The organism is Phytobacter sp. SCO41, assembly GCF_003073275.1.
Classification (GTDB): Bacteria; Pseudomonadota; Gammaproteobacteria; order Enterobacterales; family Enterobacteriaceae; genus Phytobacter; species Phytobacter diazotrophicus.
Genome location: NZ_CP027225.1, coordinates 5,015,359 through 5,041,994, shown reverse-complemented (window position 1 = coordinate 5,041,994; position 26,636 = coordinate 5,015,359). Strand labels below are relative to the sequence as shown.

At 55.2% G+C, this 26,636-nt stretch carries 26 protein-coding genes; 15 read left to right on the top strand and 11 right to left on the bottom strand.

The window, feature by feature from the left end:
- Nucleotides 1–260: 260 nt before the first annotated feature.
- The gene (yjgA, locus tag C5523_RS24510; RefSeq protein WP_108702156.1) at nt 261–812 is read right to left on the bottom strand and encodes a ribosome biogenesis factor YjgA; all 552 of its coding nucleotides are present in this window, start codon (nt 810–812) and stop codon (nt 261–263) included.
- A 94-nt stretch (nt 813–906) separates the two neighbouring features.
- On the opposite strand from yjgA, the gene pmbA reads away from it, so the two are divergent.
- Both pmbA and cybC read left to right on the top strand, forming a co-directional pair.
- Entirely contained in the window at nt 907–2,259 is a 1,353-nt protein-coding gene (gene pmbA, locus C5523_RS24505) for a metalloprotease PmbA (protein WP_039077751.1), read from the top strand.
- 156 nt (nt 2,260–2,415) lie between these two features.
- Nucleotides 2,416–2,805, top strand: coding sequence for a cytochrome b562 (gene cybC, locus C5523_RS24500; protein WP_039077750.1), 390 nt, complete (start codon nt 2,416–2,418; stop codon nt 2,803–2,805).
- Between the two features lie 39 nt (nt 2,806–2,844).
- On the opposite strand, the gene C5523_RS24495 is transcribed toward cybC, so the two are convergent.
- On the bottom strand, nt 2,845–3,789 hold the full coding sequence (locus tag C5523_RS24495; RefSeq protein WP_172960915.1) for a quinone oxidoreductase: 945 nt from the start codon (nt 3,787–3,789) through the stop codon (nt 2,845–2,847).
- Nucleotides 3,790–3,903: 114 nt separating this feature from the next.
- Between C5523_RS24495 and C5523_RS24490 the strand changes: the two genes are divergently transcribed.
- The 10 genes from C5523_RS24490 (at nt 3,904) to C5523_RS24445 (ending at nt 12,510) form a co-directional block, all read left to right on the top strand.
- On the top strand, nt 3,904–4,794 hold the full coding sequence (locus C5523_RS24490) for a LysR family transcriptional regulator (protein WP_039077748.1): 891 nt from the start codon (nt 3,904–3,906) through the stop codon (nt 4,792–4,794).
- A gap of 261 nt (nt 4,795–5,055) precedes the next feature.
- Nucleotides 5,056–5,394 carry a PRD domain-containing protein gene (locus C5523_RS24485; RefSeq protein ID WP_075203554.1) on the top strand — a complete coding sequence of 113 codons (339 nt, stop codon included), beginning with the start codon at nt 5,056–5,058 and terminating at the stop codon, nt 5,392–5,394.
- A 10-nt stretch (nt 5,395–5,404) separates the two neighbouring features.
- Nucleotides 5,405–5,767: an SFCGS family glycine-rich protein gene (locus C5523_RS24480; protein WP_020456288.1), complete on the top strand. Its 363-nt coding sequence runs from the start codon at nt 5,405–5,407 to the stop codon at nt 5,765–5,767.
- 2 nt (nt 5,768–5,769) lie between these two features.
- On the top strand, nt 5,770–6,069 hold the full coding sequence (locus tag C5523_RS24475) for a DUF4312 family protein (protein ID WP_039077746.1): 300 nt from the start codon (nt 5,770–5,772) through the stop codon (nt 6,067–6,069).
- Nucleotides 6,070–6,091: 22 nt separating this feature from the next.
- Nucleotides 6,092–6,868 carry a DUF4311 domain-containing protein gene (locus tag C5523_RS24470; RefSeq protein ID WP_039077745.1) on the top strand — a complete coding sequence of 259 codons (777 nt, stop codon included), beginning with the start codon at nt 6,092–6,094 and terminating at the stop codon, nt 6,866–6,868.
- Nucleotides 6,869–6,877: 9 nt separating this feature from the next.
- Complete coding sequence (locus tag C5523_RS24465; RefSeq protein WP_039077744.1) at nt 6,878–7,519, top strand: DUF4310 family protein; 642 nt, start codon at nt 6,878–6,880, stop codon at nt 7,517–7,519.
- Nucleotides 7,520–7,561: 42 nt separating this feature from the next.
- A complete protein-coding gene (locus tag C5523_RS24460) occupies nt 7,562–8,695 on the top strand; it encodes an amidohydrolase/deacetylase family metallohydrolase (RefSeq protein ID WP_079497714.1) in 1,134 nt (377 codons plus the stop codon).
- Complete coding sequence (locus tag C5523_RS24455) at nt 8,679–9,797, top strand: DgaE family pyridoxal phosphate-dependent ammonia lyase (protein WP_108702154.1); 1,119 nt, start codon at nt 8,679–8,681, stop codon at nt 9,795–9,797. The genes C5523_RS24460 and C5523_RS24455 overlap by 17 nt, the downstream gene beginning before the upstream one ends.
- Entirely contained in the window at nt 9,794–10,534 is a 741-nt protein-coding gene (locus C5523_RS24450) for a KDGP aldolase family protein (RefSeq protein ID WP_039077741.1), read from the top strand. The genes C5523_RS24455 and C5523_RS24450 overlap by 4 nt, the downstream gene beginning before the upstream one ends.
- 65 nt (nt 10,535–10,599) lie before the next feature.
- The gene (locus C5523_RS24445; RefSeq protein WP_108702153.1) at nt 10,600–12,510 is read left to right on the top strand and encodes a transcription antiterminator; all 1,911 of its coding nucleotides are present in this window, start codon (nt 10,600–10,602) and stop codon (nt 12,508–12,510) included.
- Nucleotides 12,511–12,710: 200 nt separating this feature from the next.
- Here the strand turns inward: C5523_RS24445 and C5523_RS24440 are convergent, their stop codons facing one another.
- Nucleotides 12,711–13,190, bottom strand: coding sequence for a hypothetical protein (locus C5523_RS24440; RefSeq protein ID WP_079497717.1), 480 nt, complete (start codon nt 13,188–13,190; stop codon nt 12,711–12,713).
- A 385-nt stretch (nt 13,191–13,575) separates the two neighbouring features.
- Between C5523_RS24440 and C5523_RS24435 the strand changes: the two genes are divergently transcribed.
- Nucleotides 13,576–14,175, top strand: coding sequence for a nitroreductase family protein (locus C5523_RS24435; protein ID WP_039077739.1), 600 nt, complete (start codon nt 13,576–13,578; stop codon nt 14,173–14,175).
- Between the two features lie 130 nt (nt 14,176–14,305).
- Here C5523_RS24435 and nrdG read toward each other — a convergent pair whose 3' ends face one another.
- The 5 genes from nrdG to treR form a co-directional block, all read right to left on the bottom strand.
- A complete protein-coding gene (nrdG, locus tag C5523_RS24430) occupies nt 14,306–14,770 on the bottom strand; it encodes an anaerobic ribonucleoside-triphosphate reductase-activating protein (protein ID WP_079497718.1) in 465 nt (154 codons plus the stop codon).
- A gap of 226 nt (nt 14,771–14,996) precedes the next feature.
- Nucleotides 14,997–17,132: an anaerobic ribonucleoside-triphosphate reductase gene (gene nrdD / locus C5523_RS24425; RefSeq protein WP_071193505.1), complete on the bottom strand. Its 2,136-nt coding sequence runs from the start codon at nt 17,130–17,132 to the stop codon at nt 14,997–14,999.
- Between the two features lie 494 nt (nt 17,133–17,626).
- The gene (gene treC / locus C5523_RS24420; RefSeq protein ID WP_108702152.1) at nt 17,627–19,288 is read right to left on the bottom strand and encodes an alpha,alpha-phosphotrehalase; all 1,662 of its coding nucleotides are present in this window, start codon (nt 19,286–19,288) and stop codon (nt 17,627–17,629) included.
- 48 nt (nt 19,289–19,336) lie between these two features.
- Nucleotides 19,337–20,755, bottom strand: coding sequence for a PTS trehalose transporter subunit IIBC (treB, locus tag C5523_RS24415; RefSeq protein ID WP_108702151.1), 1,419 nt, complete (start codon nt 20,753–20,755; stop codon nt 19,337–19,339).
- Nucleotides 20,756–20,885: 130 nt separating this feature from the next.
- Nucleotides 20,886–21,833: a trehalose operon repressor TreR gene (treR, locus tag C5523_RS24410; protein WP_108702150.1), complete on the bottom strand. Its 948-nt coding sequence runs from the start codon at nt 21,831–21,833 to the stop codon at nt 20,886–20,888.
- A gap of 166 nt (nt 21,834–21,999) precedes the next feature.
- Between treR and mgtL the strand changes: the two genes are divergently transcribed.
- Together mgtL and mgtA are read left to right on the top strand one after the other, a co-directional pair.
- Nucleotides 22,000–22,050, top strand: coding sequence for a mgtA regulatory leader peptide MgtL (gene mgtL, locus C5523_RS28045; RefSeq protein ID WP_222557130.1), 51 nt, complete (start codon nt 22,000–22,002; stop codon nt 22,048–22,050).
- Nucleotides 22,051–22,249: 199 nt separating this feature from the next.
- A complete protein-coding gene (gene mgtA / locus C5523_RS24405) occupies nt 22,250–24,955 on the top strand; it encodes a magnesium-translocating P-type ATPase (protein WP_108702149.1) in 2,706 nt (901 codons plus the stop codon).
- 42 nt (nt 24,956–24,997) lie between these two features.
- On the opposite strand, the gene C5523_RS24400 is transcribed toward mgtA, so the two are convergent.
- From C5523_RS24400 to pyrI, 3 genes are all read right to left on the bottom strand, one after another.
- Entirely contained in the window at nt 24,998–25,456 is a 459-nt protein-coding gene (locus C5523_RS24400) for a transposase (RefSeq protein WP_108702148.1), read from the bottom strand.
- Between the two features lie 197 nt (nt 25,457–25,653).
- Nucleotides 25,654–26,040 carry a 2-iminobutanoate/2-iminopropanoate deaminase gene (gene ridA, locus C5523_RS24390; protein ID WP_012134342.1) on the bottom strand — a complete coding sequence of 129 codons (387 nt, stop codon included), beginning with the start codon at nt 26,038–26,040 and terminating at the stop codon, nt 25,654–25,656.
- 124 nt (nt 26,041–26,164) lie between these two features.
- Nucleotides 26,165–26,626, bottom strand: coding sequence for an aspartate carbamoyltransferase regulatory subunit (pyrI, locus tag C5523_RS24385; protein WP_039077731.1), 462 nt, complete (start codon nt 26,624–26,626; stop codon nt 26,165–26,167).
- Nucleotides 26,627–26,636 lie beyond the last annotated feature (10 nt).

Below are 26,636 nucleotides of genomic sequence, written 5' to 3'. Positions count from 1 at the left end.
CTGACGCTAAAAAATGTGATCCGTTTCATCTGGTGTAATTAAGCGCAATTGAGTGATCAAAAGTCTGCTATTGATCGCTTTTAACTATGTAATCATGAAAGCTCATGCATAAAATCTGTGAACCAGGATGATTTTAGCTTTAACGATTCAGCTTAAATAAGCTGTGATTATCAAACAGATAGCTGTTAAGGAAGCGTTGCCAAAAAGGCAGGGAGAAGAGGAAAAGCGATGTGCGGGGCGAGCCGCACATCCGGGTGAGATTACTCTGCGGCTTCGGACAGCTCGCGCAGGTACTGGAAAATCAAACGCGCAGATTTTGGCGGTTTGTTTCCTTCTTTCTCTTTCTTCGCGTTGCGGATAAGCGTACGTAATTGCTGACGGTCCGCGTCCGGCCACAGGCCTAACACTTCCGCAATGGCGTCATCACCTTCCTCAATCAGGCGGTCGCGAAGCTGTTCCAGTTTGTGGAAAAACGCCACCTGTTGGTTATGGCGGTTTTTCAGCTTATCCAGCGCCTGGCGAATTGGCTCAACGTCACGTTGACGCAGCAATTTACCAATCAGCTGTAACTGGCGGCGGCGGCCTTCCATCTTGATGCGCTGTGCCAGTTCAATGGCGTCGCGCAGGTCCTGGTCGAGCGGGATTTTCTCCAGCGCATTTTTACCCAGGTCTACCAGTTCTGCGCCCAGGCGTTTTAATTCCTCGGCGTCGCGTTTAATTTCACTCTTACTGACCCAGATGATCTCATCATCTTCGTCCTCGATGTCGTCACCGGGAACGTCGTCGAGCCAGTCGTCGGGCTGCTTTGTCATCTCAGGTTCCTCAAAAAAGAGGCTAATGTTACCAGTTAAGGGGCGCACTGAAAAACGGTTCTCTGTTAGACTTCAAAGATTCTCTCCTCTAATTATGGCATTGGCGATGAAAGTAATCACACAAGTTGCACAACAACGCAAAGCACTGGAAGAAGCGGTTTCTACCGCGCTGGAGTTGGCCTCCGGAAAAGCGGATGGTGCGGAAGTGTCTGTCAGCAAGACCACCGGGATCAGCGTTAGCACGCGCTACGGTGAAGTGGAGAACGTAGAATTTAACAGCGACGGTGCGTTAGGCATTACGGTTTATCATCAAAATCGCAAAGGCAGCGCGTCGTCCACCGATTTAAGCCCGGATGCGATTGCCCGCACCGTGCAGGCCGCGCTGGATATCGCCCGCTACACGTCGCCGGATCCCTTTGCCGGGGTGGCGGATAAAGAGCTACTGGCCTTCGAAGCACCGGATCTGGATCTCTTCCATCCGGCGGAGGTGACGCCAGACGAAGCCATTGATCTGGCTTCACGCGCAGAGCAGGCGGCGCTGAAAGCCGACAAGCGCATTAACAATACCGAAGGCGGCAGTTTTAACAGCCACTACGGCGTCAAAGTCTTCGGCAACAGCCACGGTATGCTGCAGGGCTATGCCTCCACGCGTCACTCGCTCTCAAGCTGCGTTATCGCCGAAGAGAACGGGGATATGGAGCGCGATTACGCTTACACCATTAGCCGTGATATTCGCGATTTGCAAAGCCCTGAATGGGTGGGGGAAGAGTGCGCGCGCCGTACGCTCTCTCGCCTTGCTCCGCGTAAACTCTCCACCATGAAAGCGCCGGTCATTTTTGGCCATGAAGTGGCGACTGGCCTGTTCGGGCATCTGGTCGGGGCAATTGCGGGTGGTTCGGTGTACCGCAAATCCACCTTCCTGCTTGACTCGCTGGGTAAGCAAATTCTGCCGGAATGGCTGACCATTGAAGAACATCCGCATTTGCTGAAAGGGCTGGCCTCTACGCCGTTCGACAGCGAGGGGGTGCGCACAGAGCGTCGCGACATCATCAAAGATGGCGTATTAACGCAGTGGCTGCTGACTAATTACTCCGCACGCAAACTGGGGCTGAAAAGCACCGGGCACGCGGGCGGGATCCACAACTGGCGGATCGCCGGGCGCGGCCTGAGCTTTGAGCAATTGCTTAAGCAGATGGGTACCGGTCTGGTGGTTACCGAACTGATGGGGCAGGGCGTTAGCGGTATTACTGGCGACTACTCCCGCGGTGCGGCGGGGTTCTGGGTGGAAAACGGTGAAATTCAGTACCCGGTAAGTGAGATCACCATTGCAGGAAATCTGAAAGATATGTGGCGTAATATCGTTACGATTGCTGACGATATCGAAACACGTAGTAATATTCAGTGTGGTTCAGTGTTGTTACCGGAGATGAAAATCGCCGGTCAGTAATGCCCGCCATATTTCAGGTTACAGGCGCGTTGGTTGTACGTGCGCACTCCGGTCGTTTACTCCTGTAAGCGGCTGGAATTCACACGTTTTCCGGCGGCCTGAATCTCGAATTATTGAGGGTATGGCTTTTTTTAATAATAAAAAAGGAAGTGAGCAATGCGGAAAAAACTGCTGGCGATGTTAGCTGTCTCTACCCTTGTCCTGGGCTCGGCACATGTCTTTGCTGCCGACCTTGAAGATGACATGGACACCCTCAACAAAAATCTCCAGGTTGTCGAAAAATCGGATGATGCCGCCACCATTAAAGATGCGTTAACCAAAATGCGCACGGCTGCCGAAGATGCGCAAAAAGCGACACCGCCGAAGCTGGAAGGTAAAGCGCCGGACAGCCCTGAAATGAAAGACTACCACCAGGGGATGCAAACGCTGATTGGTCAGATCGACGGCGCGCTGAAACTGGCGAACGAAGGCAAAGTCAAAGAAGCAAAAGCGGCGGCTGAAGATTTTAAAGCCACCCGCAACAGCAACCACAAGAAGTTCCGCTAACTATCCCGAAGCGGGGCAAATGCCCCGCTTCTCTCCCCGCTACGGGACAAGTACGATCTTCCCGCTAAATTCCCGGTTCTCCAGCAAACGATGCGCTTTTGCCCCTTCCCTCAGTGAAAACGCGGTGATATCGGGCAGCGAAACGTGACCCTCTTTGATAAGCCCGAACAGGCGATCCGCCCGCCGTTGACGTTGCTCCCGCGAGGTCAAGTATGTCCACAGATCGGCCCCCAGCACCCCAGAAGATTTCAGTAAAAACTCAGCCGGATCCACGGCCGGAATTTTTCCTCCTGACATACCAAACAGCACCACGCGACCGCCTTCTTTCACGGCTTCGAGGCTTTGCAACAGGGTGCTGCCGACGGAGTCAAAAACGATATCGCAGCCTGCGGCCTGTTTCTGCCAGGTGTCATAACCCACCGCAATTTCCGCCCCGTGGGCAAGGCAGATGGCCTGCTTCTCCTGGCTTGATGCTACGGCAAGCACCTGAACACCCCGGTGGACGAGCATCCGCGTCAGTAGCCGCCCAACACCACCGGCAGCGGCCAGTACGGCAACGCGCATCCCCGGCAACACCGGCAATACATCGTGGATCAGGTAATCAGCGGTTAATCCTTGCAACAGCACGGCGGCGGCCTGCGCCTCGCTAAGCCAGTCGGGAAGGTGAATAGCATGGGTTTGCGGCACGATAACGTGGCTGGCATGTGCCAGCGGCACATCGGTAAAGCCAATACGATCCCCCGGCTGCCAGCCGCTGACCCCCGCACCGACCTGCACCACGCGCCCGGCTCCTTCATAACCCGCTGTCCAGGGGGCGTCTCCGGCAAGAGGATAGCGTCCCTGTCGCCGATAGACATCGGCAAAGTTAAGCCCGGCCGCGGAAATTTCAACGAGAATATCGCCCGGCCCTGGCTGCGGCGTGGCGCTCTCTCGCAAGTACAACACGTCGGCAGATCCAAACTCATCGAAAACCAGTGATTGCATAATAAAATGACCTAATAGAGGGTAATGTGACGATTATTCCTCCCTGTTATGGGCGGATAAAGTGGACTCTGTTATTTTGATTTGATAGCCAGAGTTTAGAATTGGGGGTGGTGAATGGATTACTTAAAATGCGTTGAGTCCTTTGTCCGCACGGTAACCTGCGGCAGCTTCACCGCGGCGGCGGAAGAGCTGGGCATCACCCCGGCGATGGTGGGTAAACATGTGCGCGAACTGGAAGCCAGAACGGGATGCCAGTTGATTCACCGGACGACCCGGCGACAAGGGCTGACGGATGCCGGCCAGCGTTTTTACCAGTATGGCCTGCAGATCCTTGCCACCATTCGTGAGGCGGACGGGCTGGCAAACCACCTGTATGACAATGTCGCGGGCATGCTGCGTATCAGCGCGCCGGTGACCTTTGGCCAGCGCGTTCTCACCCCCATCCTGTCGCGTTTTCTGCAGCAATATCCTGGGGTCGATGCTGAAATGGTGCTGACCGATCGGAAAGTGGATCTGATTGAAGAGCGCTTCCAGTTGGCGATACGCATTGGCAATATCAACGATGACGGGATCGTCGCCATTCCGCTTCCGCCGTATCGTATGATCCTCGCCGCCTCCCCCGAATACCTGCAACGCCACGGCGCGCCGCTCACGCCACAAGATCTGAGGCAGCATCATTGCATCAGTTTCAGCCAGTGGCGCTCGGATCATAGCTGGCAACTGGAAGGCCCGTCCGGGAAGCTGGAGATTGCGATTACACCGCGTCTGATGGTCGATTCTGGCGAAGCGATACGCCAGGCGGCGCTCGCCGGGTTGGGGATAGTGCAGCACTCTGTTCTGACGTTACAACAGGATATCGACGAAGGCCGGCTCTGCCCGGTGCTGCCAGACTACCTGCCACCACCGCGCCCCATGCATTTGCTGCGCTTACCGATCAGGCCGCTGCTGCCGATTGTTTCCTCGTTTACCGACTATTTTTTGCAGGCGCTAAAAACGACCCTTTGATCCTTTTTCATAAGGAACCCTTATCTCGTCACACTTTTCTCTTCATGTTGACCGTTTTTTTATTCTCCGATAGCCCCGTTTTTCCGCATTTTTCCATCAAAGCTGTGAGCGCTGCACAGTGAAAAGCCCCGGAGGGGCGCATTAATATGGCGCAGATCACTAAAGTCTCCCGGCTTTCCACTTCAAAGTGGAAAACTCCTCGCTACAAACTCTTAACCTGCAACGTTAGTTTTATTCCAGGCCATTAACGGGGTAAGACGAGTGAAAAACGGAGCGGTAATGAACGACGCTGGAGACGGGGCGGAACAAACGGCAAGCCTGGCCGGGCATATGCTCACGCAGGTATACACTTTGCTGAGCCAGCACAACATCACGCCTAACGCGGTGCAGCAGCAGATGTTGACCTCGCATGTCCGTGCGATGGCGCACCGGTCGGTGACTGGCGAGCCGCTACCGGAGGTGGATGCCAGCCTGTTTGACGAAATCTCGCCTGAATCAATGCAACTTGCCCGCGACGTCGTGGCGCAATTTGGCAACCTCCCGGAAGAAGAAGCCTGGCTACTGTCGGTGCACTTCGAAGTGGCAAAAGACAACCTGTAAGGAGCGAACAATGGAACAGATTACCGTAGTGATTGGCGACCGTCTGGGTAAAGGCCAGAAAGTGGCGGCAGGTGTTGAGAAAGCCGGTGGGCGCGCCGTGGTGGTGCCGGGTGTGGCGGCGGATATGAAGCTGGGCGATGTGATGAAAGCGGAAAACGCGACGTTCGGCATCTCGTTTTGCGGCAGCGGCGGCGCGGGGGCTATCACCGCGCAAAACAAACACGGCTATAAAGCCAAATACGGCATGCGTTCGGTTGAAGAGGGCGTTACCGCCATCAACGAAGGCTGCAATGTACTGGGTTTCGGCTTTATGGATAAAGAAGAGTTAGGCGAGCGCCTGGTGCAGGCGTGGCAGAAAAAATACGGCGCGTAACCATGAAAGAACAGTTCACCACCACGGTCAGGGTTAAAGGGAAAGGCGAGGCGAAAGCGCGCGCGTTTTCCGATGCGCTGAACCATGTTCAGGCCGCGGTGATGAAAGCGTCGCCGCACATTTTACTGCGTATAGAGCCACAGGACGTGCAGGTTGTTCATGCGCATGAAACGACGCGGAAAGAGGCTTTTTTGTTCTTCTTTCTGCGCCGCGAAAGACGGACATACAGTGTGGAGCTGGATGTCACCGTCAACGTGACCGCCATCAATCTCGACAAAGTGGATTTCGTCACGCAACGCTGATTTTGACTAAAAGGGCAGACTGATGTTCCTGATAATTTTAATAAAATCGCTCATCATCGGCGGCCTTGTGGGCGTCGGGGTAGGCGCTGGGGCTGCACGCATGTTTCATGCGCCAACCACGCAAGGGATGGGCGCATTTCGTACACTCGGCGAGCTGAATTCCTGTGAAGGGGATCCGGCTTCTCACTTCTCCTTTGGGTTAGGTTTCTTCTTCAATGCCTGGGCCTCGTCCGTAGCGGCGGGTTCCTTCACTCAGGACGTTGATCATCGCATCATTCCGAACTGGGGCGCGGCGGCGTTGATGGTGAAAAACCGCAACGTCGGCGAAACCCTCCACGATCCGAAAAAGATGGCTATCGCCTGCGGTCTGATCGGCATGATCGTGGTGACCTTCCTTAACCTGACGGCCTCCTCCGTTCCGGCGGCACTACAGGTGACGGCGGTGAAAGTTCTGGTGCCTGCGGCGAACCTGCTGGTTAACACCGTCATGCCGGTGATCTTCTGGCTGGCGGCGATCGATGCGGGGAAAAAATCCGGCTTCTGGGCCACCGTTTTTGGCGGTGCCGCGCAGCTCATCATGGGTAACGCCGTGCCGGGCCTGGTGCTGGGTATTCTGATTGGTAAAGGTGTGGAAGAGAGCGGCTGGCATCGCGTCACCAAAGTGATGATGAGCGCCATTGTGGCCCTGTTTGTCCTGAGCGCCTTCTTCCGTGGCTTCGATCTGAAAATGATCCAATCCTTCCACCTGAGCGCGCCGAACTGGCTGGAGCTCATCCATAACTCGCTCAGCGGCAAGTAAGGAACGATGATGGAACAGAATAAAGGTTTTTGGTACGCCGACTGGTCATTCCCGATTTTTGTCGGTCTGCTCTCTTCCGGCGTCTTCGCCGGGACCCATATGTACTACCTCTACGGCATCGGTGCTTTTAACGAAGTGGCGTTCGTGGCGATGCTGAAATCGGGAATTGATACCGGCGCCTACGGCGCGGTGGCGGCCTTTGGCGCGAGCTTCCTGTTCGCCCGCATTATCGAAGGTTCACTGGTGGGGATTCTGGACATCGGTGGGGCGATTCAAACCGGCGTTGGTCTCGGCGTTCCCGCGCTACTGCTGGGCGCGGGGATTATGTTCCCGGTGACCAACTTTATCGCTTCGCTGGCGACCGGCCTGGTGATTGGCCTGGCGATTGGTTACATCATCATTCTGGCGCGTAAGTTCACCATCAACCAGAGCGATTCCACCTACGGGGCGGACGTCATGATGGGGGCGGGCAATGCTTCCGGCCGTTTCCTGGGCCCGTTGATTATCCTCAGCGCGATGACCGCGTCGATTCCTATCGGCATCGGCTCTCTGATTGGCGCGCTGCTGTTTTACCTCTGGCAAAAACCGATTACCGGGGGCGCTATCCTCGGGGCGATGCTGCTGGGCTCCATTTTCCCGATTGCACTTTGATCTGACCGGGCGCGTAAGCGCCCGTTATCACTGGAGATTCGCATGTTTGATTTACTCCTGCGCCGGGCGCGTCTGGTGGATGACACGGTGACGGATATCGCCATCGAAAACGGTAACATCGCGGCGCTGGGCGACATCAGCGGCCCGGCGATGAAAACCGTTGATTTAGGTGGTGAGCATTATGTGAGTGCGGGCTGGATTGACTCCCACGTCCATTGCTACTCCAAATCGCCGATTTACAATGACCAGCCGGACAGCGTCGGTATCGCGACGGGTGTGACCACGGTCATTGATGCGGGGAGTACGGGGGCAGACGACATTGATGACTTTTATGCCATTACCCGTAAGGCGGTGACCGAGGTCTATGCGCTACTGAATATCTCCCGCGTTGGGCTGATCGCGCAAAACGAACTGGCAAACATGGCGAATATTGACGCCGATGCCGCGCGCGACGCGGTGAAACGCCATCCGGATTTTATCGTCGGCCTGAAAGCGCGTATGAGCAGTAGCGTCGTCGGCGAGAACGGCATTAAGCCACTAGAGCGCGCCAAAGCTATCCAGCAAGAGAACGGCGATCTGCCGTTGATGGTTCATATCGGTAACAACCCACCGGACCTGGATGAGATTGCCGATCTGCTGACTTCCGGCGACATCATCACCCACTGCTATAACGGCAAACCCAACCGCATTCTGACGCCATCCGGCGAACTGCGTGCCTCTATCACGCGTGCCATTGCGCGCGGCGTGCGTCTGGATATCGGCCACGGTAGCGCCAGTTTTAGCTTTGCCGTCGCAAAACAGGCTATTGCCCTTGGCATTCTGCCGCAGACTATCAGTTCTGATATCTACTGCCGCAACCGGATCAACGGCCCGGTCTTCTCGCTGGCGAAAGTGATGTCCAAATTCCTGGCTATTGGCATGTCGCTGCCACAGGTGATTGCCTGTGTGACCGACCATGCCGCCGACGGACTGCGTTTGCGTCGCAAAGGCCGGCTTGCCGTAGGCTATGACGCCGACCTGACCATTTTCGACCTGCGCCGTCAGCCCGCGCTCTTTCGTGACGCGGAAAACGACACCCTGCAGGCCGACCTGTTACTCACGCCGCTTGCCGCTATTCGCGCAGGCAAAGGCTATATGACCGAACAAGGGAGTGCGGAACATGTCTTCGATTTATGAAAAATATCAGTTAAAGCAAGTGATTAACGCCTCCGGGCGCATGACGATGCTGGGGGTTTCCACACCACGCCCGGAAGTCGCTGAGGCCGTGTTGAACGGCATGAATCACTACTTCGAAATGAAAGATCTGGTGAACAAAACCGGCGACTACATTGCGAAGCTGCTGGAAGTGGAAGGGGCGACGGTTGTCTCCTGCGCCTCGGCGGGGATCGCCCAGTCGGTGGCGGCGGTACTGGTGAAAGATAGCGACTGGTTGCTGGAAAACCTGCACAGCACGACGATTGAGAACAACGAAATCGTCCTGCCACGCGGCCATAACGTCAACTTCGGCGCCCCGGTGGGCACCATGGTGGCGCTGGGCGGTGGAAAGGTGATTGAAGCAGGCTATGCCAACGAGTGCTCTGCCGACCAACTGGCGGCGGCCATCTCCCCGCGCACGGCGGCAATCCTCTACATCAAATCGCACCACTGTGTACAAAAAAGCATGCTGAGTGTGGAACAGGCGGCGGTAGTGGCACGTAAACACAACCTGCCGCTGATTGTGGATGCGGCGGCGGAAGAAGATTTGCAGTGCTATTACCGTGCCGGGGCAGATCTGGTGATTTACAGCGGTGCGAAGGCGATCGAAGGGCCAACCAGCGGGCTGGTCATCGGCAAAACACAGTACGTGGAGTGGGTCAAACGCCAGACGGCGGGGATCGGGCGCGCCATGAAAGTGGGCAAAGAGGGTATCCTCGGGCTGACATGTGCCATTGAGCACTACCTGAGCGCCACCAAAGAGAGCGGCGCAGAGATGGTCGCCAAAATGACGCCGTTTATCGACAGGCTGAACACCCTCAACGGCGTCAGCGCCCGCGTGGTGTGGGACAGCGCCGGTCGTGATATCGCCCGTAGCGAAATCAAGTTTGATGAAGCGATCACCGGCATTGCCACCGGCGAGCTGGTCAGTGCCCTGAAACAGGGGGAATACGCCATTTATTTCCGTGGCTACAAAGCCAATGAAGGGATCATCGAAGCCGATGTACGCAGCGTGAGCGCTGAACAACTGGACATTGTGGCGAACCGTATCGCCGAAGAACTGAATAAGGAGCCCCGCGCATGAAACTGACGCCCAATTTTTACCATGACCGTGTCTGCCTGAATGTGCTGGCGGGGAGCAAAGAGAACGCCAGCGCTATTTATGAGGCCGCAGAAGGTCATGTGCTGGTGGGGGTACTCTCCAAAAACTACCCGGATGTGGCAAGCGCGGTGGCAGATATGCGGGAGTATGCGGCGCGTATCGACAATGCCCTCTCCGTGGGCCTGGGGGCAGGGGATCCGAACCAGTCGGCGATGGTGAGCGCCATCTCCCGTGAAGTACAGCCACAGCATGTTAACCAGGTCTTTACCGGGGTGGCGACCAGCCGTGCGCTGCTCGGCCAGAACGCGACCGTAGTGAACGGTCTGGTGTCGCCAACGGGCACGCCGGGTCTGGTCAAAATCTCTACCGGGCCGCTCAGCAGCCAGGCGGCGGACGGCATCGTCCCGGTGGAGACGGCGATTGCTCTGCTCAAAGACATGGGCGGCAGTTCGATTAAATATTTCCCGATGGGCGGCCTGAAATGTCGCGAAGAGTACCAGGCGGTGGCGGAAGCGTGCGCGCGTTATGACTTCTGGCTGGAGCCGACGGGCGGTATCGATCTGGAGAACTTTGGTGAGATTTTGCAGATCGCACTGGACGCAGGGGTGAGTAAAATCATTCCTCATATTTATAGTTCTATTATTGATAAGGTAAGCGGCGATACCCGCCCTGCGGATGTCCGCCAGTTGCTGGCGATAACCCAACAGCGCGTGGGTTAACACACCCTCACCCCAACCCTCTCCCTCAGGGAGGGGGAGAAAAGCCATGTTAAGAGGACAACGACGTGCGATTCCCCAACCAACGTTTAGCGCAACTGTTTATGATGTTGCAGAACGAGACGCTGCCGCAGGATGAACTGGCGCAGCGGCTGTCGGTTTCCACGCGTACCGTCCGGGCTGATATCACTGCGCTGAACGCTTTGCTGGAAAGCCACGGGGCGCAGTTTATCCTCAACCGTGGCAGCGGTTATCAGCTAAAAATTGACGACGCCAGCCGTTATCAGACCCTGCAGGCAGAGCGTCCGCGCACGCTGCGTATCCCCCGCAGCGGAGCGGAACGGGTACAGCATCTTCTGCTGCGTTTTCTGACGTCGGCCTTTTCCATCAAACTGGAGGATCTGGCGGACGAGTGGTTTGTCAGTCGCGCTACGTTGCAAAATGACATGGCGGAAGTGAGGGAGTGGTTTTCCCGCTATCGCCTGACGCTGGAAACCCGGCCGCGTCACGGTATGAAGTTGTTCGGCAGCGAAATGGCGCTGCGTGCCTGCCTGACGGATTTACTCTGGGAACTGACGCAGCAGAATGCCCGCAACCCGCTTGTCACCGAAGAGGCGCTCAATAAAGGGATACCGGAGCAACTGGCGGTGATTCTGCGCGATGTTTTTACCCGGCATCATATTCGGCTGACCGATGAGGGCGAGCGCTTCATCCGCCTGTATTGTGCGGTAGCGGTACGCCGTATCAGCGAAGGGTTTCCGCTGTCAGAGTTCACCGCCGAAGACGGTGACGAGAATGTGCGGGATGCTGCGCGCGAGATTGCCGCCGCGCTGCAACAGCTTGCCGAAAAACCGCTGGCGGCTTCGGAAGTCCACTGGCTGCGGGTGCATATCGCCGGGCGTCAGTTGCAGGACATTACCCCCAGCGCCATCAGTGCGGACGATGACGAAGCGCTGGTCAATTACATCCTCAATTACATCAACACCCACTATAACTACAACCTGCAAAACGATGCGCAGTTACATGCGGATCTGCTTACCCATATCAAGACCATGATCACCCGGGTGCGCTATCAAATCATGATCCCTAATCCGTTGCTGGATAACATCAAGCAGCACTACCCGATGGCGTGGGACATGACGCTGGCCGCGGTCTCCAGTTGGGGGAAATATACGCCGTATGTGATCAGCGAAAACGAAGTCGGCTTTCTGGTGCTGCACATCGGCGTTGGGCTGGAGCGGCATTACAACATTGGCTATCAGCGCCAGCCGCGGGTGATGCTGGTGTGCGATGCGGGTAACGCGATGGCGCGAATGATTGAGGCAGTGCTGCAACGCAAATATCCACAGATTGAGGTCACCCGTACGCTGACGCTGCGCGACTATGAGCAGTGCGAGGCCATTAGCGAAGACTTTGTTATCTCCACGGCAAGGATCAGCGATAAAGAGAAGCCGATTGTGACCATCGCGCCGTTCCCGACGGACTACCAGCTTGAACAGATCGGCAAACTGGTGCTGGTGGACAGAACGCGGCCGTGGATTCTGGAAAAGTATTTCGATGCTTCGCATTTCACGATTATCGACCAGCCGTTAGACAGACAAACGTTGTTCACTACGCTTTGTGCCCAGCTTCAGCGGGAAGGGTTTGTGGATGCGGATTTCCTCGACTCGGTCGTGGAACGTGAAGCGATTGTCAGCACCATGCTGGGTGAGGGGATCGCGCTGCCGCACTCGCTGGGCCTGCTGGCGCAAAAGACGGTGGTCTATACGGTGCTGGCGCCCCAAGGTATTCAGTGGGGAGAGGAGACGGCTCACGTTATTTTCCTGCTGGCCATTAGCAAAAGTGAATATGAGGAGGCGATGGCGATATACGATATTTTCGTCACGTTCTTACGCGAGCGGGCAGCATCCCGATTGAGTGCCTGTAAGGATTTCATGTCATTTAAAGCCGTAGCCATGGAATGCGTTAGCCGCTTTTAATGGGGATTGCGCGTTGAAACAACGCGCCCCACCTGACCAGACGTTACTGCTTAATATTCCGAAAGAGTAAAACGAATATTCTATTTAAAGCTTGCGCTTATTTTTCCTTGGCGGAAATAAGGTTTTCTTATTTTATATATCTGTGTGCGTAGTAAATGATTTACTATTCCGCAAGCAAGATTGATTATATTTTTTAATATTTATTCTGCGTTACCGGCGTGAGATTTAATAGTCTCTCCCGGAGTCCCTGCAATGTTTGCCATCTCTATATTTAACGATTCCTGAACGTTTTCTGTAGAACGACTAAACTGTTGCTGCAGGTCTTGCGCCGTTAATTTGACGCCAGAGAGGGCATCAACCATCTCTTCACTCCCGTCAGGATATTTCACCACCGAGACCAGCCGACCATGAAATAGCGGGATGCCCGTCATCTCCAGGGTGTAGTCAGTCTTTTTTATTTCTTCCTGTTTTAATTGATGTTGTTTCTTAATTTCCTCCGCTGTTTTGGACGATAGCGAAAGTTTGGTACTGCTATCATCGCTGCCAGAGCTATTAGTGTCAGAATTAGCATCTGCTGATTTAGGTTTATTTCGCAGACCAAACGTACTTTCATTATTTGATAAATGAGGATCACCAAGTGTGCCTGCGCTTACGGCGGTAACTTTATCAATACCGTTCATTGTCATCTCCGAAAAATGCAATCCAGGACCTGACGCAAGGAGCCTTTTGCCTCGTTGGATGATGAATCTACGCGGGAAAGAACGAGACTACGTCATTATCGGCAGTAATAAAAATATGTTTAGTAAATAATCACACTAAGAGTTCTTTCACTTTTTTTGAATGATAGATACAAATAGTTCTGCTTTCCCTAACTGGCTGGCAGGGCTACTCTTTTCACAGTCAGAGCAAACAGCCTGCGGGGTGTTTGCTCTCTTTTAAGGGACCGACAGGAAGCAGCGAACCATGAACTCGTTTCAGCGAATTTTGAACGCATTACTTTCCCGGGAGCAGCCTGTCACGCACACCCCAACTCCGTTGGAATTCACCACGCTTTCAGGAGGCGTTATGCCAGAGAACTACCTTGCCTTAGCGAAACAACGCAGAACCATTTATGCACTGGGCAAAGACCTGCCGTTGCCGGAAGATGATGTTGTTCAGACGATTCAGGACGCCATCAAGCAAGCGCCATCTGCGTTCAACTCGCAGAGTTCTCGCGCGCTGATCCTGCTGGGTAATGAGCACAATAAATTCTGGGAGCTGGTCCGTGAGCAATTGAGAAAAATTGTTCCGGCAGAGAGCTTCCACGCCACCTCCGATAAACTCGATGGTTTTGCCGCTGCCGCAGGTTCCGTGCTGTTCTTTGAAGATCAGGACGTCGTGACCGGGCTGCAGGAGCAGTTTGCCGCCTACGCCGACAACTTCCCGATTTGGTCAGAGCATAGTTCAGGTATCGCACAATATGCGGTATGGCTGGCACTGGCTGAGAAAGGCATTGGCGCCAACCTCCAGCACTATAACCCGCTGGTGGATGCGGATGTTCAGCGTACCTGGAATATCCCGGCGAGCTGGAAACTGCGTGCGCACATGAACTTTGGTTCGATTATTGCGCCTGCAGGCGACAAAGCCTATATGGATGACGCCAAACGCTTTATCGTGGCGAAATAATCCGCCCAGGCTGGATGTATCACGTGTTTTCGTCGCCCCGGCAGCATCGCGCCGCCGGGGAAAACCCGGATGGCGGCGCAAGCGCCCGATCCGGGTTACTGATAACCCTGGCACCTGTGCCGGGGTTTTACTATCGCAGGTGATGCACCACCTGGTTGCTGCTGCCCCGCCAGATAAGCGCCGGGTCTTTTAAATCCTGCACAAACTTCCCGTCGATCAATACGTTAATTAAATCGACAACGGCCATTTGCGCGTCGTTCAGCTCGTTTAACTTATACCCCGTCCAGACCCAGATATCTTTGTCCGGACATTCGGTGCGGATGCGCTGCACCAGCTTGAGGATATCCGGGACATTCTGCGGATGGAGCGGATCGCCGCCGGACAACGAGATCCCCTGGCGCTTGACGCGGGTGTCGTTGAGATCGTCAATGATCTGGTCTTCCATCTCTTTGGTAAACGGCTTGCCGGAGTTTAACCGCCAGGTGCTTTTGTTGTAGCAGCCGGGACATTCGTGTACGCACCCGGAGACAAACAGAGTGCAGCGCGTGCCGGGACCGTTGACGATGTCGACAGGGTAGTATTGATGAAACCTCATTTTCGCTTCTCAATTGACGCCATTACTGCGTTGGCTGCTCTCACTCACCCGGGTCACTTACTTATGTAAGCTCCCCGGGATTCGCTCGTTTGCCGCCTTGTCCTGACGCCAATTGCTTTGCGAAAAGCGCGGATCAGGTAAGCTACAGTAATTAAAGTTGTTTTCGATCGGTCCCCTCTCCCTTGAGGGAGAGGGTTAGGGTGAGGGGGAGAGGTTGGTAAAAAACTTAACCTATCTGCCCATTCCCCAGATGCTTAACCCGGCGCTTCACTTCTTCCTGCTTCCCGGCGTTAAACGGACGGGCGTCCGGACTACCCAGATAACCGCACACGCGGCGGGTCACCGATACTCGTGCTGCATCGTGGTTGCCGCATTTCGGGCAGGTGAAGCCTTTGCTGGTACACTCGAACTCGCCGGTAAAACCACACTCGTAGCACTCATCAATCGGCGTATTGGTCCCGTAATAGGGCACATGCTGATAGCTGTAATCCCAGACATCTTCCAGCGCACGCAGGTTGTGCTGAATATTCGGGTACTCGCCGTAGCAAATGAACCCCCCGCTGGCGAGCGGTGGATATGGCGCTTCGAAATCAATCTTGTCGTACGGGTTTACCTTCTTCTCGACATCGAGATGGAAGCTGTTGGTGTAATAACCTTTATCCGTCACCCCATCCACCACACCAAACTCAGCGGTATCCAGACGGCAGAAACGGTCACACAGGTTTTCACTCGGGGTGCTGTAGAGGCTAAAACCGTAGCCGGTCTCTTCTTTCCATTGATCCACCGCCTGGCGCAGACGCTCTACAATCGCAACGCCTTTGGCACGCAGCGTTTCACTGTCGAACATATGCTCTTTGCCGAACAGCGCGTTAATGGTTTCGTGGATGCCGATAAAGCCAAGCGAGATAGACGCACGGCCGTTTTTGAAAATTTCAGAGACGTCGTCGTCCGCTTTCAGACGCACGCCGCAGGCCCCTTCCATATAGAGGATCGGTGCCACACGCGCTTTCACCCCTTCCAGACGGGCGATACGGGTCATCAGCGCCTTACGCGCCAGCACCAGACGTTCATCCAGCAGTTTCCAGAACGCGGCTTCGTTGCCTTTGGCTTCCAGCGCGATGCGCGGCAGGTTCAGGCTGATGACGCCCAGGTTGTTACGCCCGTCGTGGATCTGTTCGCCGTTCTCTTCGTACACGCCGAGGAAGCTGCGGCAGCCCATTGGGGTTTTAAACGAGCCGGTCACTTTCACGACCTGATCGTAGTTGAGGATATCCGGGTACATGCGTTTGCTTGCGCACTCCAGCGCCAGTTGTTTGATGTCGTAATTCGGGTCATCAAACTTATGGTTCAGGCCATCTTTAATGGCGAACACCAGTTTCGGGAACACGGCGGTTTTACGGTTTTTACCAAGCCCCGCGATGCGGTTACGCAGAATCGACTGCTGAATCAGACGCGATTCCCAACTGGTGCCAAGACCAAAGCCGAAGGTGACGAACGGGGTCTGGCCGTTGGCGGTGTGCAGCGTATTAACTTCATATTCCAGTGACTGGAAGGCGTCGTAACACTCTTTTTCCGTGCGGCTGTGTGCGTAGCCGTCGGCATCCGGAATTTGCCATTCGTCGGCGACTTTACGGTGTTTGGCAAAGCTTGCGGTGACAAACGGCGCCAGCACTTCGTCGATACGGTTGATGGTGGTACCGCCGTAAATGTGGCTGGCGACCTGCGCGATAATTTGCGCGGTCACTGCGGTTGCGGTAGAGATGGATTTCGGCGGCTCAATTTCCGCGTTGCCCATTTTAAAGCCGTGGGTCAGCATGCCTTTCAGGTCGATCAGCATGCAGTTGAACATCGGGAAGAACGGCGAATAGTCGAGATCGTGGTAATGGATTTCACCACGCTCATGCGCCAGTACCACATCGCGCGGCAACAGGTGCTGACGGGCATAGTGTTTGGCAACGATACCGGCCAGCAGGTCGCGCTGGGTCGGAATGACTTTACTGTCTTTGTTTGCGTTTTCGTTCAGCAGTGCGGAGTTGGTCTGTTCCACCAGCCCGCGAATTTCCTGGTTCAGGCGGCCCCGTTTTTCACGCGCGATATCACGATCGTGGCGATATTCAATATAGGCACGCGCGAGCTGCTTGTGGGAACCGGACATGAGCTGGTTTTCGACAGCGGTCTGGATTTCGTTGATGTCGACCTGTGAACGGTTTTGCATCTGCTGACTGACAATTTCTGCGACGGTGGCGCAATAGTCCGCGTCATCGACTCCCGCTGCTTTAGCTGCACGCAGAATGGCTTCTTTGATGCGCTCTGATTTGAACGGCACTTTCTTGCCGTCTCGTTTCATCACATGCGGTGTCATGATCACTCCATATTAAAAACAGGTTATCCACAGAGGTGAGGAATTATTCACTGGAGGTAAGTGTTGTTGCGACAGTGAGTTCCCCGAATCCTGACCCTTGTTATCCACAATTCCGGCCAGCGTCGATGCCGTTGCTTTGTTGGAATAATAGACGATTAATACAATATGTTGGGTCGGCGTGCATTCTAAGTTCTATATATAGTGATTTGCATCAAACAAGTTTGCGATTTTTTTGATTCAGAACAAAGTAAAAAAGGGAGAGTACAAACGGCGGGCACTGGCGGCTTTGTAAATTCTACCAAGAAAAATCTGATTAATTATTCAACAAAAACAGTAAGGTAATAGGACACGCGGATATAACGCACTCCCCGGTGTCGCTATGCTTGCCAGGGCTACGAATTTCTTTTCCCCCTCTCCCTCAGGGAGAGGGCCGGGGAGAGGGAGAAAACCGGTCGTTGCCCGGATAAGGCGCCTGCGCCGCATCCGGGGCCAGGTCAGTCGTCGGATTGCAGCCACCATACCGCTTCAAACGGACGCAGTGTCATCTCACCGGGCGCCGGGGAAATTTCGGCGTAATTGCTCATGATCGGCTGCCACTGCCCTGGCATCTCTTTAGGTTGCCACTGCTGGCATTCACGGCTCAGGTTTGCCGCCACCACCAGCGTCTGCCCCAGCCACTGACGGCGATAACACCACAACCATGGGTGCGCGGGCAGCAAATCCTCATAATCGCCCCAGGTCAGGATCGGCTGCTCTTTACGCAAGGCGATCAGACGCAGATAGGTATAAAACACTGAATCCGGATCGTTCATCGCCGCCTGCGCGTTAACTTCGTCGCGGTTTTCACACAGGCCAATCCAGGGTTCACCGGTTGTGAACCCGGCATGCTTCTCGCCCGACCATTGCATTGGCGTGCGGCTGTTATCGCGGGATTTACTGGCCAGAATCGCCAACAGCTCATCGGCATCGCGTCCGCTGGCCCGTAATTCGGCAAACATATTGTGGCTTTCCACGTCCCGATAATCGGTGATTCGCGTAAAATGCGGATTGGTCATCCCAATCTCTTCGCCCTGGTAGATATAGGGCGTCCCTTGCATACCGTGCAGCACCATCGCCAGCATTTTGGCGGATGGCACGCGCAGTTCGCCTTCATCACCAAAGCGCGACACAATGCGCGGCTGGTCGTGGTTACACCAGAACAACGCATTCCACGCCACTTTATGCATGCCCTGCTGCCAGTGGTTGAATAGCGATTTCAACGCCACGAAATCCGGTCGCGCCAGCTCCCACTTTTTACCGCCGGGATAATCCACTTTCAGATGGTGGAAGTTGAAGGTCATCGACAGTTCGCGTCCATCCAGCGCGGCATATTGCTGGCAATGTTCCAGCGAGGTCGATGACATTTCGCCTACCGTCATCAGGTTACGCGGCTGGAAAACATCCCGGCTCATCTCCTGCAAGAATTCATGGGCACGCGGCCCGTCCGTATAAAAACGACGGCCATCACCGTCATGATCGTCCGGGAAATCCTGATCTTTGGAGATCAGATTGACCACATCCAGGCGTAAACCGTCGACACCGCGATCGGCCCAGAATTCGCAGACCTTTTTAAGCTCCGTGCGCACCGCCGGGTTTTCCCAGTTCAGATCCGCCTGCTCCGGCGCAAAGAGATGCAGATAGTACTGCTCGCTTGCCGCGTGCCAGCGCCAGGCGTTGCCGCCAAACTTCGAGCGCCAGTTATTGGGAAGTTCATCCGGTGTGCCATCGCGCCAGATATAAAAACTGCGGTACGGGCTGGCGGGATCCTGAGACTCACGAAACCAGGCGTGCTGCGTGGAGGTGTGGTTAAACACCATATCCAGCACCAGGCGAATGCCGCGCGCTTTGGCCTGAGCGACCAGCTCATCAAAATCTTCCAGCGTACCGTAGAGCGGGTCGATTGCGGTGTAATTGGCTACGTCGTAGCCGTTATCCACCTGCGGTGAGATATAAAACGGTGTCAGCCAGATGGCGTCTACGCCGAGGGTTTTCAGGTAATCGAGGCGCATAATCACGCCGCGTAAATCGCCCGTGCCGCTGCCGGTCGTGTCCTGGAAGCTCTTCGGATAGATCTGGTAGATAACACCGTTCTGCCACCAGTGAGGAAGGGTATTCATAATGATTTCCTGGTAAAAGCGAAGGGGCGCAATCGCGCCCCAAAAAAGTTACACAATCTGCAGCGTGCCCTGGCGGAACTTACGCTGGTAAACCACCGAGGTCAGCGCCATCGGCACGATAATCGCGACGGCCATCGCCAGTGCGAATACCTGCCAGAAAGAGGGCTGAATGGAGAGGATGCCCGGCAGGCCGCCGACACCAATGCCATTTGCCAGCACGCCGTTCAGGCCACACAGCAGCCCGGCAAGACCGGAGCCGACCATCGCGCAGAGCATCGGGAAGCGGTATTTCAGGTTGATGCCGTACATTGCCGGTTCGGTCACGCCGAGATAAGCCGCAATGGCCGCCGGGACGGAGATTTCACGTTCGTTCTGTTTACGGCTGACAATAATGATCCCGGTTACCGCTGATGCCTGAGCAATGTTAGAGAGCGCAATCAGTGGCCACACCGGGGTGCCGCCCATGCTCTGAATCATCTGCATGTCGATAGCCAGCGTCGTCTGGTGCACACCGGTAATGACCAGCGGCGCATAGAGGAAGCCAAACAGCGCCGCGCCAATGGGCGCAAAGCTGCCGGTCATCAGGTGGCGTACCGCGAAGGCCACGCCATCGCCGATCATGCGGCCGAACGGGCCAATAAAGGCATGAGCGAGGAACACCGCCAGCAGCAGGGAACAGACCGGCACGACCACCAGATAGAGGTAATCTGGCACCCATTTTTTAAGGCGCGTTTCAATGAGCCCCAGCGCCAGACCGGCCAGCAGGGCAGGAATAACCTGTGCCTGATAACCCACTTTGGCGATGCTAAACAGCCCGAAATTCCAGACTTCCGGCACCTGGGAGCCGAGCAGGTAAGCATTCATCAGTTGTGGGGAGACGAGGGTCACGCCCAGCACGATCCCGAGGATCGGCGTGCCGCCCATTTTACGTACCGCCGACCAGCAGATGCCCACCGGCAGATAGAAGAAAATCGCCTCGCCAATCAGCCACAGGAAGTCGTAGACGGTTTTGAGGCCGGGGTACATTTGCGCCAGCGTCTGGCCGTTACTCATCGGCAGATCGCCAATGACGTTACGGAAGCCCAGGATCAAACCGCCGCTGATCAACGCAGGCAAGAGGGGGAAGAAGATCTCGGCAAAGTGTGAGATCAACTGTTCGTGCCATTTCATGTTCTGGCGCGCCGCACGTTTGATCTGTTCTTTATCGGCAGAGGCCTGGCCGATGGCACTGATGAGTGCCTGATACCAGTCGCCCACGTCGGTACCAATAACAACCTGAAACTGCCCGGCGTTGGTAAAGCAGCCTTTGACCATCGGCAGCGTTTCGATGGTTTTTGGGGCGGCTTTGTCCGGTGCGTTCAGGACAAAACGCAGGCGGGTGATGCAATGACTCACCGTAGCGATGTTTTCACGTCCGCCGACCAGTTCAATAAGCCTGGCGAGATCCTCTTGTCTGACTTTGCTCATCGTGATGCCCCACTGAGAGAAATAATGACTGCTGATGAATGTGCGCAAGCATATCCATTGGCTCAATAACTGAAAATGGGAACGTTCCCGAAACCAAGCGAAGATCACAATAAACCGTGCGGGAGGGGACTCAGGCGAGGTGGGCGGGGATCACAATTTGACGTGGATCGGTGCGGCCATTGACCTGATCGATCAGTTGCGCCGCGGCCTGGCGGCCTGCTTCGGCATAGCCGGGATCAACGGTGACGATCTCCGGGTGGAGAAATTTCATCAACGGTGTATTCCCCACGCTCGCCAGTTGCAGGTTATCAATGCGCTGTTCCTGCAAATATTTGCTGGCTCCCAGGGCAAGGGTGTCCGTTGCACAGAGCAGGGCGCTGGTGTCGGGCGTCAACACGCTGGCGACGTTATCGTAGCCATGTTTCATCGCGAGACCCGGCAAAATGAAATCGGGGGTGAGTTGATGGCGCTCGCAAAACGCCAGATAGGCCTCGTGGCGACGCTTGCCCGTGGTGATATCGCTGTGCGGTACGCCAATAAAACTAATGTGGCGATGGCCCTGATCGTAGAGATTCTGCATCAGCAGGTTTATGGCCCCTTCGTCGTCATAGCAGACGGAGGCGAACCCTTTGGCATCCCGCGCCAGCAGGACCAGCGAGGCGCGCCACGAGGATAACAGCTTCTCCGTGACGCCGGTAAAGCCAAACAGCACGACGCCATCAATATTGCGGCGGCGTAGCATATGCAGATGTTCTTCGACCAAATCCGGCGAGAACTGGCTTTCCATCATGATCGGGTCATAACCCTGTTCATAGAAGGTTGGGAGCATGGTCTGGACGGCCAGGTTTTCCGAAAGAGAATCAAGACGGGAGACAATGATGGCCACCACTTTATCGCTCTGACCGCGCATGGCGCGTGCGGAACGGGAAGGTGAAAAACCGTGTTGATTGACCACCGCTTCCACGCGTTCGCGGGTACGTTCACTTACACCGCTTTCATTATTCAGCACGCGAGACACCGTTGATTTCCCAACGCCACTTAAACGCGCAATGTCTTTGATCGTCAGCCGGTTTTGCATGCGTCCTGTCCTGTTCCTCTTCTGGGCGGATAGCAGAATAAAGAAAGTTTGGTGAGTACTCAACCAAACGACAATGGGTAAAGTCTGGTTTACGTTCGGTTTAATTCACCGGAGTTATAATAACGACGCTTGAAATCGTCCCCTTTTCACCCTTACCGGAGGTTTTATGGACCCTGATCCCGCACCTCTCCCGCGACGGAGACACTCTTTCCGGTAAGCCCGCCTTTGCTGCCTTACCGGAAACGTAAGGCAGCGACGCAAAACGTCCCTGCATAACTGAAAACGCCTGCTGGCGCGGATGGCCCGTGCCTGCGGCAATGCACAACATCTTTCGTGATATGTCGAGCCAACAAAGCGACATCGCGAAGGATGACGTGTAGTGGCACCCGCGTGATGCGGGGGCAAGGATGACTACTATGTTCAAAAATATCACCCGACTCCTGGCCCGGCTTAACCGCCACTTACCTCGCCGTCTCGTTCAGCGTGACCCGCTGCCTGACGCCGCTAATATTCAACACGTCGAGGTTCCGGCTTCGCTAAGCGATCGTTGCCTGGCGCTGTCGACGATGGAACTCGCCGAACTGTGGCAACAGCTCAACAGCCATCCGGAAGGGCTGAATGAAAAAGAGGTGCAGGACGCGCGGGAAAAACACGGCGTTAACCAGATCCCCGGTCAGCGCCCGGTGCCCTGGTGGGCGCATCTGTGGTCCTGCTATCGCAACCCGTTTAACCTGCTGCTGACCTGCCTGGGTATTTTCTCCTACGCGTCGGAAGATCTATTTGCCGCCGGGGTGATTGCGCTGATGGTCGCTATATCGACCTTCCTGAACTTTATTCAGGAAGCGCGTTCCACCAAAGCGGCGGATGCATTGAAAGCGATGGTGAGCAATACCGCAACGGTGCTGCGTGTAGCCAATGAGCAGGGGGAAACCCGTTGGATGGAGATCCCGCTCGACCAACTGGTACCGGGGGACATCGTGAAGCTGGCGGCGGGAGATATGATCCCGGCTGACCTGCGTGTGGTGCAGGCGCGCGACCTGTTCGTGGCGCAGGCGTCGCTGACTGGTGAATCCCTGCCGGTAGAAAAAGTGGCAAAAACCCGTGCGGCGGATCAGACCAACCCGCTGGAAAGCGACACCCTCTGTTTTATGGGGACCAACGTGGTGAGCGGCACGGCGCAGGCGGTAGTTATCGCCACGGGCGGCAACACCTGGTTTGGACAACTGGCCGGGCGGGTGAGTGAACAAGAGAGCGAGCCGAATGCGTTCCAGAAAGGCATTGGCCGCGTCAGCATGCTGCTTATCCGCTTTATGATGGTGATGACGCCGGTGGTGCTGCTGATCAACGGCTTCACCAAAGGTGACTGGTGGGAAGCGGCGCTGTTTTCGCTCTCGGTTGCCGTGGGGCTGACGCCGGAAATGCTGCCGATGATCGTCACCTCTACGCTGGCACGCGGCGCGGTGAAACTGTCAAAACAGAAAGTGATCGTCAAGCATCTGGATGCGATTCAAAACTTTGGCGCTATGGACATCCTGTGTACCGACAAAACCGGTACGTTAACGCAGGATAAAATCGTGCTGGAAAACCACACGGATATCGCCGGTAAAGTCAGCGAGCGGGTGCTGCACTGTGCCTGGCTGAACAGCCACTACCAGACCGGGTTGAAAAACCTGCTCGATACGGCGGTGCTGGAAGGGGTGGAAGCAGAAGCGGCCCGGACGCTCTCGACCCGCTGGCAGAAAATTGACGAGATCCCGTTTGATTTCGAGCGTCGTCGCATGTCGGTGGTGGTCGCCGAAAACACGGATGCACACCAGTTGATTTGCAAAGGGGCGTTGCAGGAGATCCTCAACGTCTGCAGCCAGGTGCGTTACAACGGCGATATCGTGCCACTGGATGAAACCATGCTGCGCCGTATTCAGCGCGTCACCGAAACGCAGAACCGCCAGGGGCTGCGGGTGGTGGCGGTGGCAACCAAATATCTCCCGGCACGCAGCGGCGATTACCATCGTGTGGACGAATCAGACCTGATTCTGGAAGGCTACATTGCGTTCCTCGATCCGCCGAAAGAGACCACGGCACCAGCGTTGAAAGCGCTGAAAGCCAACGGTGTGACGGTAAAAATTTTGACCGGCGACAGCGAGCTGGTGGCGGCGAAAGTCTGCCTGGAGGTGGGGCTGGATGTCGGCGAGGTGGTGACGGGCAACCAGATTGAGCATTTGGGTGATGACGAACTGGCGGTGCTGGCAAAACGTACCACGTTGTTTGCCCGTCTGACGCCGATGCACAAAGAACGGATTGTGACCGTGCTGCGTCGTGAAGGGCACGTGGTGGGCTTTATGGGTGATGGCATCAACGACGCGCCGGCGCTGCGCGCGGCAGACATTGGCATTTCCGTGGATGGCGCGGTGGACATTGCCCGTGAAGCGGCCGATATCATCCTGCTGGAAAAAAGCCTGATGGTGCTGGAAGAGGGGGTTATTGAAGGGCGTAAAACCTTCGCTAACATGCTGAAATACATCAAAATGACTGCCAGCTCTAACTTTGGTAACGTGTTCAGCGTGTTGGTGGCGAGCGCCTTCCTGCCATTCCTGCCCATGTTGCCGTTGCACTTGCTGATTCAGAACCTGCTTTATGATGTATCCCAGGTGGCGATTCCGTTTGATAACGTTGATGACGAGCAGATTCGTCAACCGCAGCGCTGGAATCCTGCCGATCTCGGTCGTTTTATGATCTTCTTCGGCCCGATCAGCTCCATTTTCGACATTCTGACCTTCTGCGTCATGTGGTGGGTATTTAAGGCGAATGTGCCGGAAGCGCAGACCCTGTTCCAGTCGGGCTGGTTTGTGGAAGGGCTGCTGTCACAGACGTTGATTGTGCATATGATCCGTACTCGCCGCGTGCCCTTTATTCAAAGCCGCGCCGCCTGGCCGCTGATCATGATGACGCTGATGGTGATTCTGGTGGGTATCGCGCTGCCGTTCTCGCCGTTGGCAAGCTATCTGCAACTGCAGGCATTGCCGCTCTCTTACTTCCCGTGGCTGATTGCGATCCTGGCCGGATACATGACGCTGACGCAGATGGTGAAAGGATTCTACAGCCGCCGGTATGGCTGGCAGTAACTTGCTGTAATAATCGACCTGAAGCCGTTTTGTTCAGGTCGATTATCTCAAGATCAGGTGCACGAACAGATACCCCAGTGAGCAGAGGAAAAGAATAATCAGGCACCAGCTTAACTGATAAAAGACATTATCCGCTCCTAAGCCTGAACGTGCGAGGGAGGTATCTCCTTCCTTGATATGTTCTGCAGACAGCGCACGATAGCGGCGGATGTAACGCAGGCAGTAAAGTAAGACAAAGGGAATGACCCAACTGGCAACGGGTTTTGAGAAAATAAAAGCGAGCAGTAAAGTCGAAATCAAGAAGCCCAGAAAGACGTAGGACGCGGTTTTTTCTGCTTGTTTTAACTCATCGCGTATCCGTTGGGCGTGTAATTCTTGCCAGCGTCGAAGCGTGCTCGGGCTGAATCCAAATTTCTCGCACAATACGTTGTTGGGAACCCCATTTTTGGATTGTTGAAGAAAATCAGCAATCTGCTCCTCAGTGAAACGTACTTTTGCCATGATCACCCCTCCATGGCGGCTATTAATATGTTTTCAGCGAGATTAGCGGCGTACCACGATGGCTTCAATCGCGATTTTTACCGCCTTTGGCAGATGAGTCACTTTAAGGCATGTGTGGGGGAGATCCCCGGTGGCGCTGCGCTAACCGGGGCTACGTGGTGCCCGGATAAGGCGCTTGCGCCGCATCCGGGAAAGCCTTAGCGGCGTACTGCGATGGCTTCAATCTCGATTTTCACATCTTTCGGCAGACGCGCCACTTCTACGCACGAACGCGCCGGGAAGGTGGCGTTGTGCTCGGTAAAGAATGCTTCGTAGGTCGCGTTAACGGTAGCGAAGTCGTTCAGATCTTTCACAAACACCGTCGTTTTCACGATATCGCCCACTTTAAGGCCTGCGGCTTCCACGATAGCTTTCACATTTTCCAGCGACTGACGCGCCTGGGCAGAAACGTCGTCCGGCACGCTACCGGTTTTCGGATCCACCGGGATCTGACCGGAGGTGATGATCATGCTGCCGAGATCAACACCCTGAACATAAGGGCCGATTGCTGCTGGTGCATTTTCCGTCGCGATAGTTTTGCTCATGATTTCTCCTGAATTACAGCGGTAATAAGGTCGGGGCTCATTATACCCGTCATACTTCAAGTTGCATGCTTGTTGGCCAGGTTTGTTCGCCCCAGTCACTGACTTGAGTACACCTTTGCATCAATTACCCTGCCAGTACCACAGAATGCGAAAACTCTTTTTCACAGTATTTGCATTTCAGGGCGATATCGTGTGGGCGTTTCTTCACCGCGAAGCTGGAGGCGACCGGTTCAGCGTGGCTGATACAGTTGCTGTTCGGGCAGACCAGCACGCTGTCGATGCGATCCGGCAGATTCGGATGAGACTTGCTCACCACTTCATAGTTGTCGATGCGGTTTACCGTCGCCTGCGGGGCATACAGCGCCAGTTGGTTAACCTGCTCATCCGTCAGGAAGGTATTTTCGATTTTGATCAGGTCCTTGCGGCCCATTTCGCCTGACGGCAGGTTCAGACCGATAGTGATACGCTGCTCCGTTTCCGTCAGCTTGAATAGCGTCAGCAGCTTAAAACCTACCTGTGCCGGAATGTGGTCAATCACCGTACCGCGATTGATCGCTTCAACCTGGAGTTTATTGTCGTGTGTCATTGTCGCTTCC

Coding starts and splice junctions, on each gene's coding strand:
- yjgA (WP_108702156.1), bottom strand. CDS start 812: ATGACAAAGCAGCCCGACGACTGGCTCGACGACGTTCCCGGTGACGAC.
- pmbA (WP_039077751.1), top strand. CDS start 907: ATGGCATTGGCGATGAAAGTAATCACACAAGTTGCACAACAACGCAAA.
- cybC (WP_039077750.1), top strand. CDS start 2,416: ATGCGGAAAAAACTGCTGGCGATGTTAGCTGTCTCTACCCTTGTCCTG.
- C5523_RS24495 (WP_172960915.1), bottom strand. CDS start 3,789: ATGCAATCACTGGTTTTCGATGAGTTTGGATCTGCCGACGTGTTGTAC.
- C5523_RS24490 (WP_039077748.1), top strand. CDS start 3,904: ATGGATTACTTAAAATGCGTTGAGTCCTTTGTCCGCACGGTAACCTGC.
- C5523_RS24480 (WP_020456288.1), top strand. CDS start 5,405: ATGGAACAGATTACCGTAGTGATTGGCGACCGTCTGGGTAAAGGCCAG.
- C5523_RS24475 (WP_039077746.1), top strand. CDS start 5,770: ATGAAAGAACAGTTCACCACCACGGTCAGGGTTAAAGGGAAAGGCGAG.
- C5523_RS24470 (WP_039077745.1), top strand. CDS start 6,092: ATGTTCCTGATAATTTTAATAAAATCGCTCATCATCGGCGGCCTTGTG.
- C5523_RS24465 (WP_039077744.1), top strand. CDS start 6,878: ATGGAACAGAATAAAGGTTTTTGGTACGCCGACTGGTCATTCCCGATT.
- C5523_RS24460 (WP_079497714.1), top strand. CDS start 7,562: ATGTTTGATTTACTCCTGCGCCGGGCGCGTCTGGTGGATGACACGGTG.
- C5523_RS24455 (WP_108702154.1), top strand. CDS start 8,679: ATGTCTTCGATTTATGAAAAATATCAGTTAAAGCAAGTGATTAACGCC.
- C5523_RS24450 (WP_039077741.1), top strand. CDS start 9,794: ATGAAACTGACGCCCAATTTTTACCATGACCGTGTCTGCCTGAATGTG.
- C5523_RS24440 (WP_079497717.1), bottom strand. CDS start 13,190: ATGAACGGTATTGATAAAGTTACCGCCGTAAGCGCAGGCACACTTGGT.
- C5523_RS24435 (WP_039077739.1), top strand. CDS start 13,576: ATGCCAGAGAACTACCTTGCCTTAGCGAAACAACGCAGAACCATTTAT.
- nrdG (WP_079497718.1), bottom strand. CDS start 14,770: ATGAGGTTTCATCAATACTACCCTGTCGACATCGTCAACGGTCCCGGC.
- nrdD (WP_071193505.1), bottom strand. CDS start 17,132: ATGACACCGCATGTGATGAAACGAGACGGCAAGAAAGTGCCGTTCAAA.
- treC (WP_108702152.1), bottom strand. CDS start 19,288: ATGAATACCCTTCCTCACTGGTGGCAGAACGGTGTTATCTACCAGATC.
- treB (WP_108702151.1), bottom strand. CDS start 20,755: ATGAGCAAAGTCAGACAAGAGGATCTCGCCAGGCTTATTGAACTGGTC.
- treR (WP_108702150.1), bottom strand. CDS start 21,833: ATGCAAAACCGGCTGACGATCAAAGACATTGCGCGTTTAAGTGGCGTT.
- mgtA (WP_108702149.1), top strand. CDS start 22,250: ATGTTCAAAAATATCACCCGACTCCTGGCCCGGCTTAACCGCCACTTA.
- C5523_RS24400 (WP_108702148.1), bottom strand. CDS start 25,456: ATGGCAAAAGTACGTTTCACTGAGGAGCAGATTGCTGATTTTCTTCAA.
- ridA (WP_012134342.1), bottom strand. CDS start 26,040: ATGAGCAAAACTATCGCGACGGAAAATGCACCAGCAGCAATCGGCCCT.
- pyrI (WP_039077731.1), bottom strand. CDS start 26,626: ATGACACACGACAATAAACTCCAGGTTGAAGCGATCAATCGCGGTACG.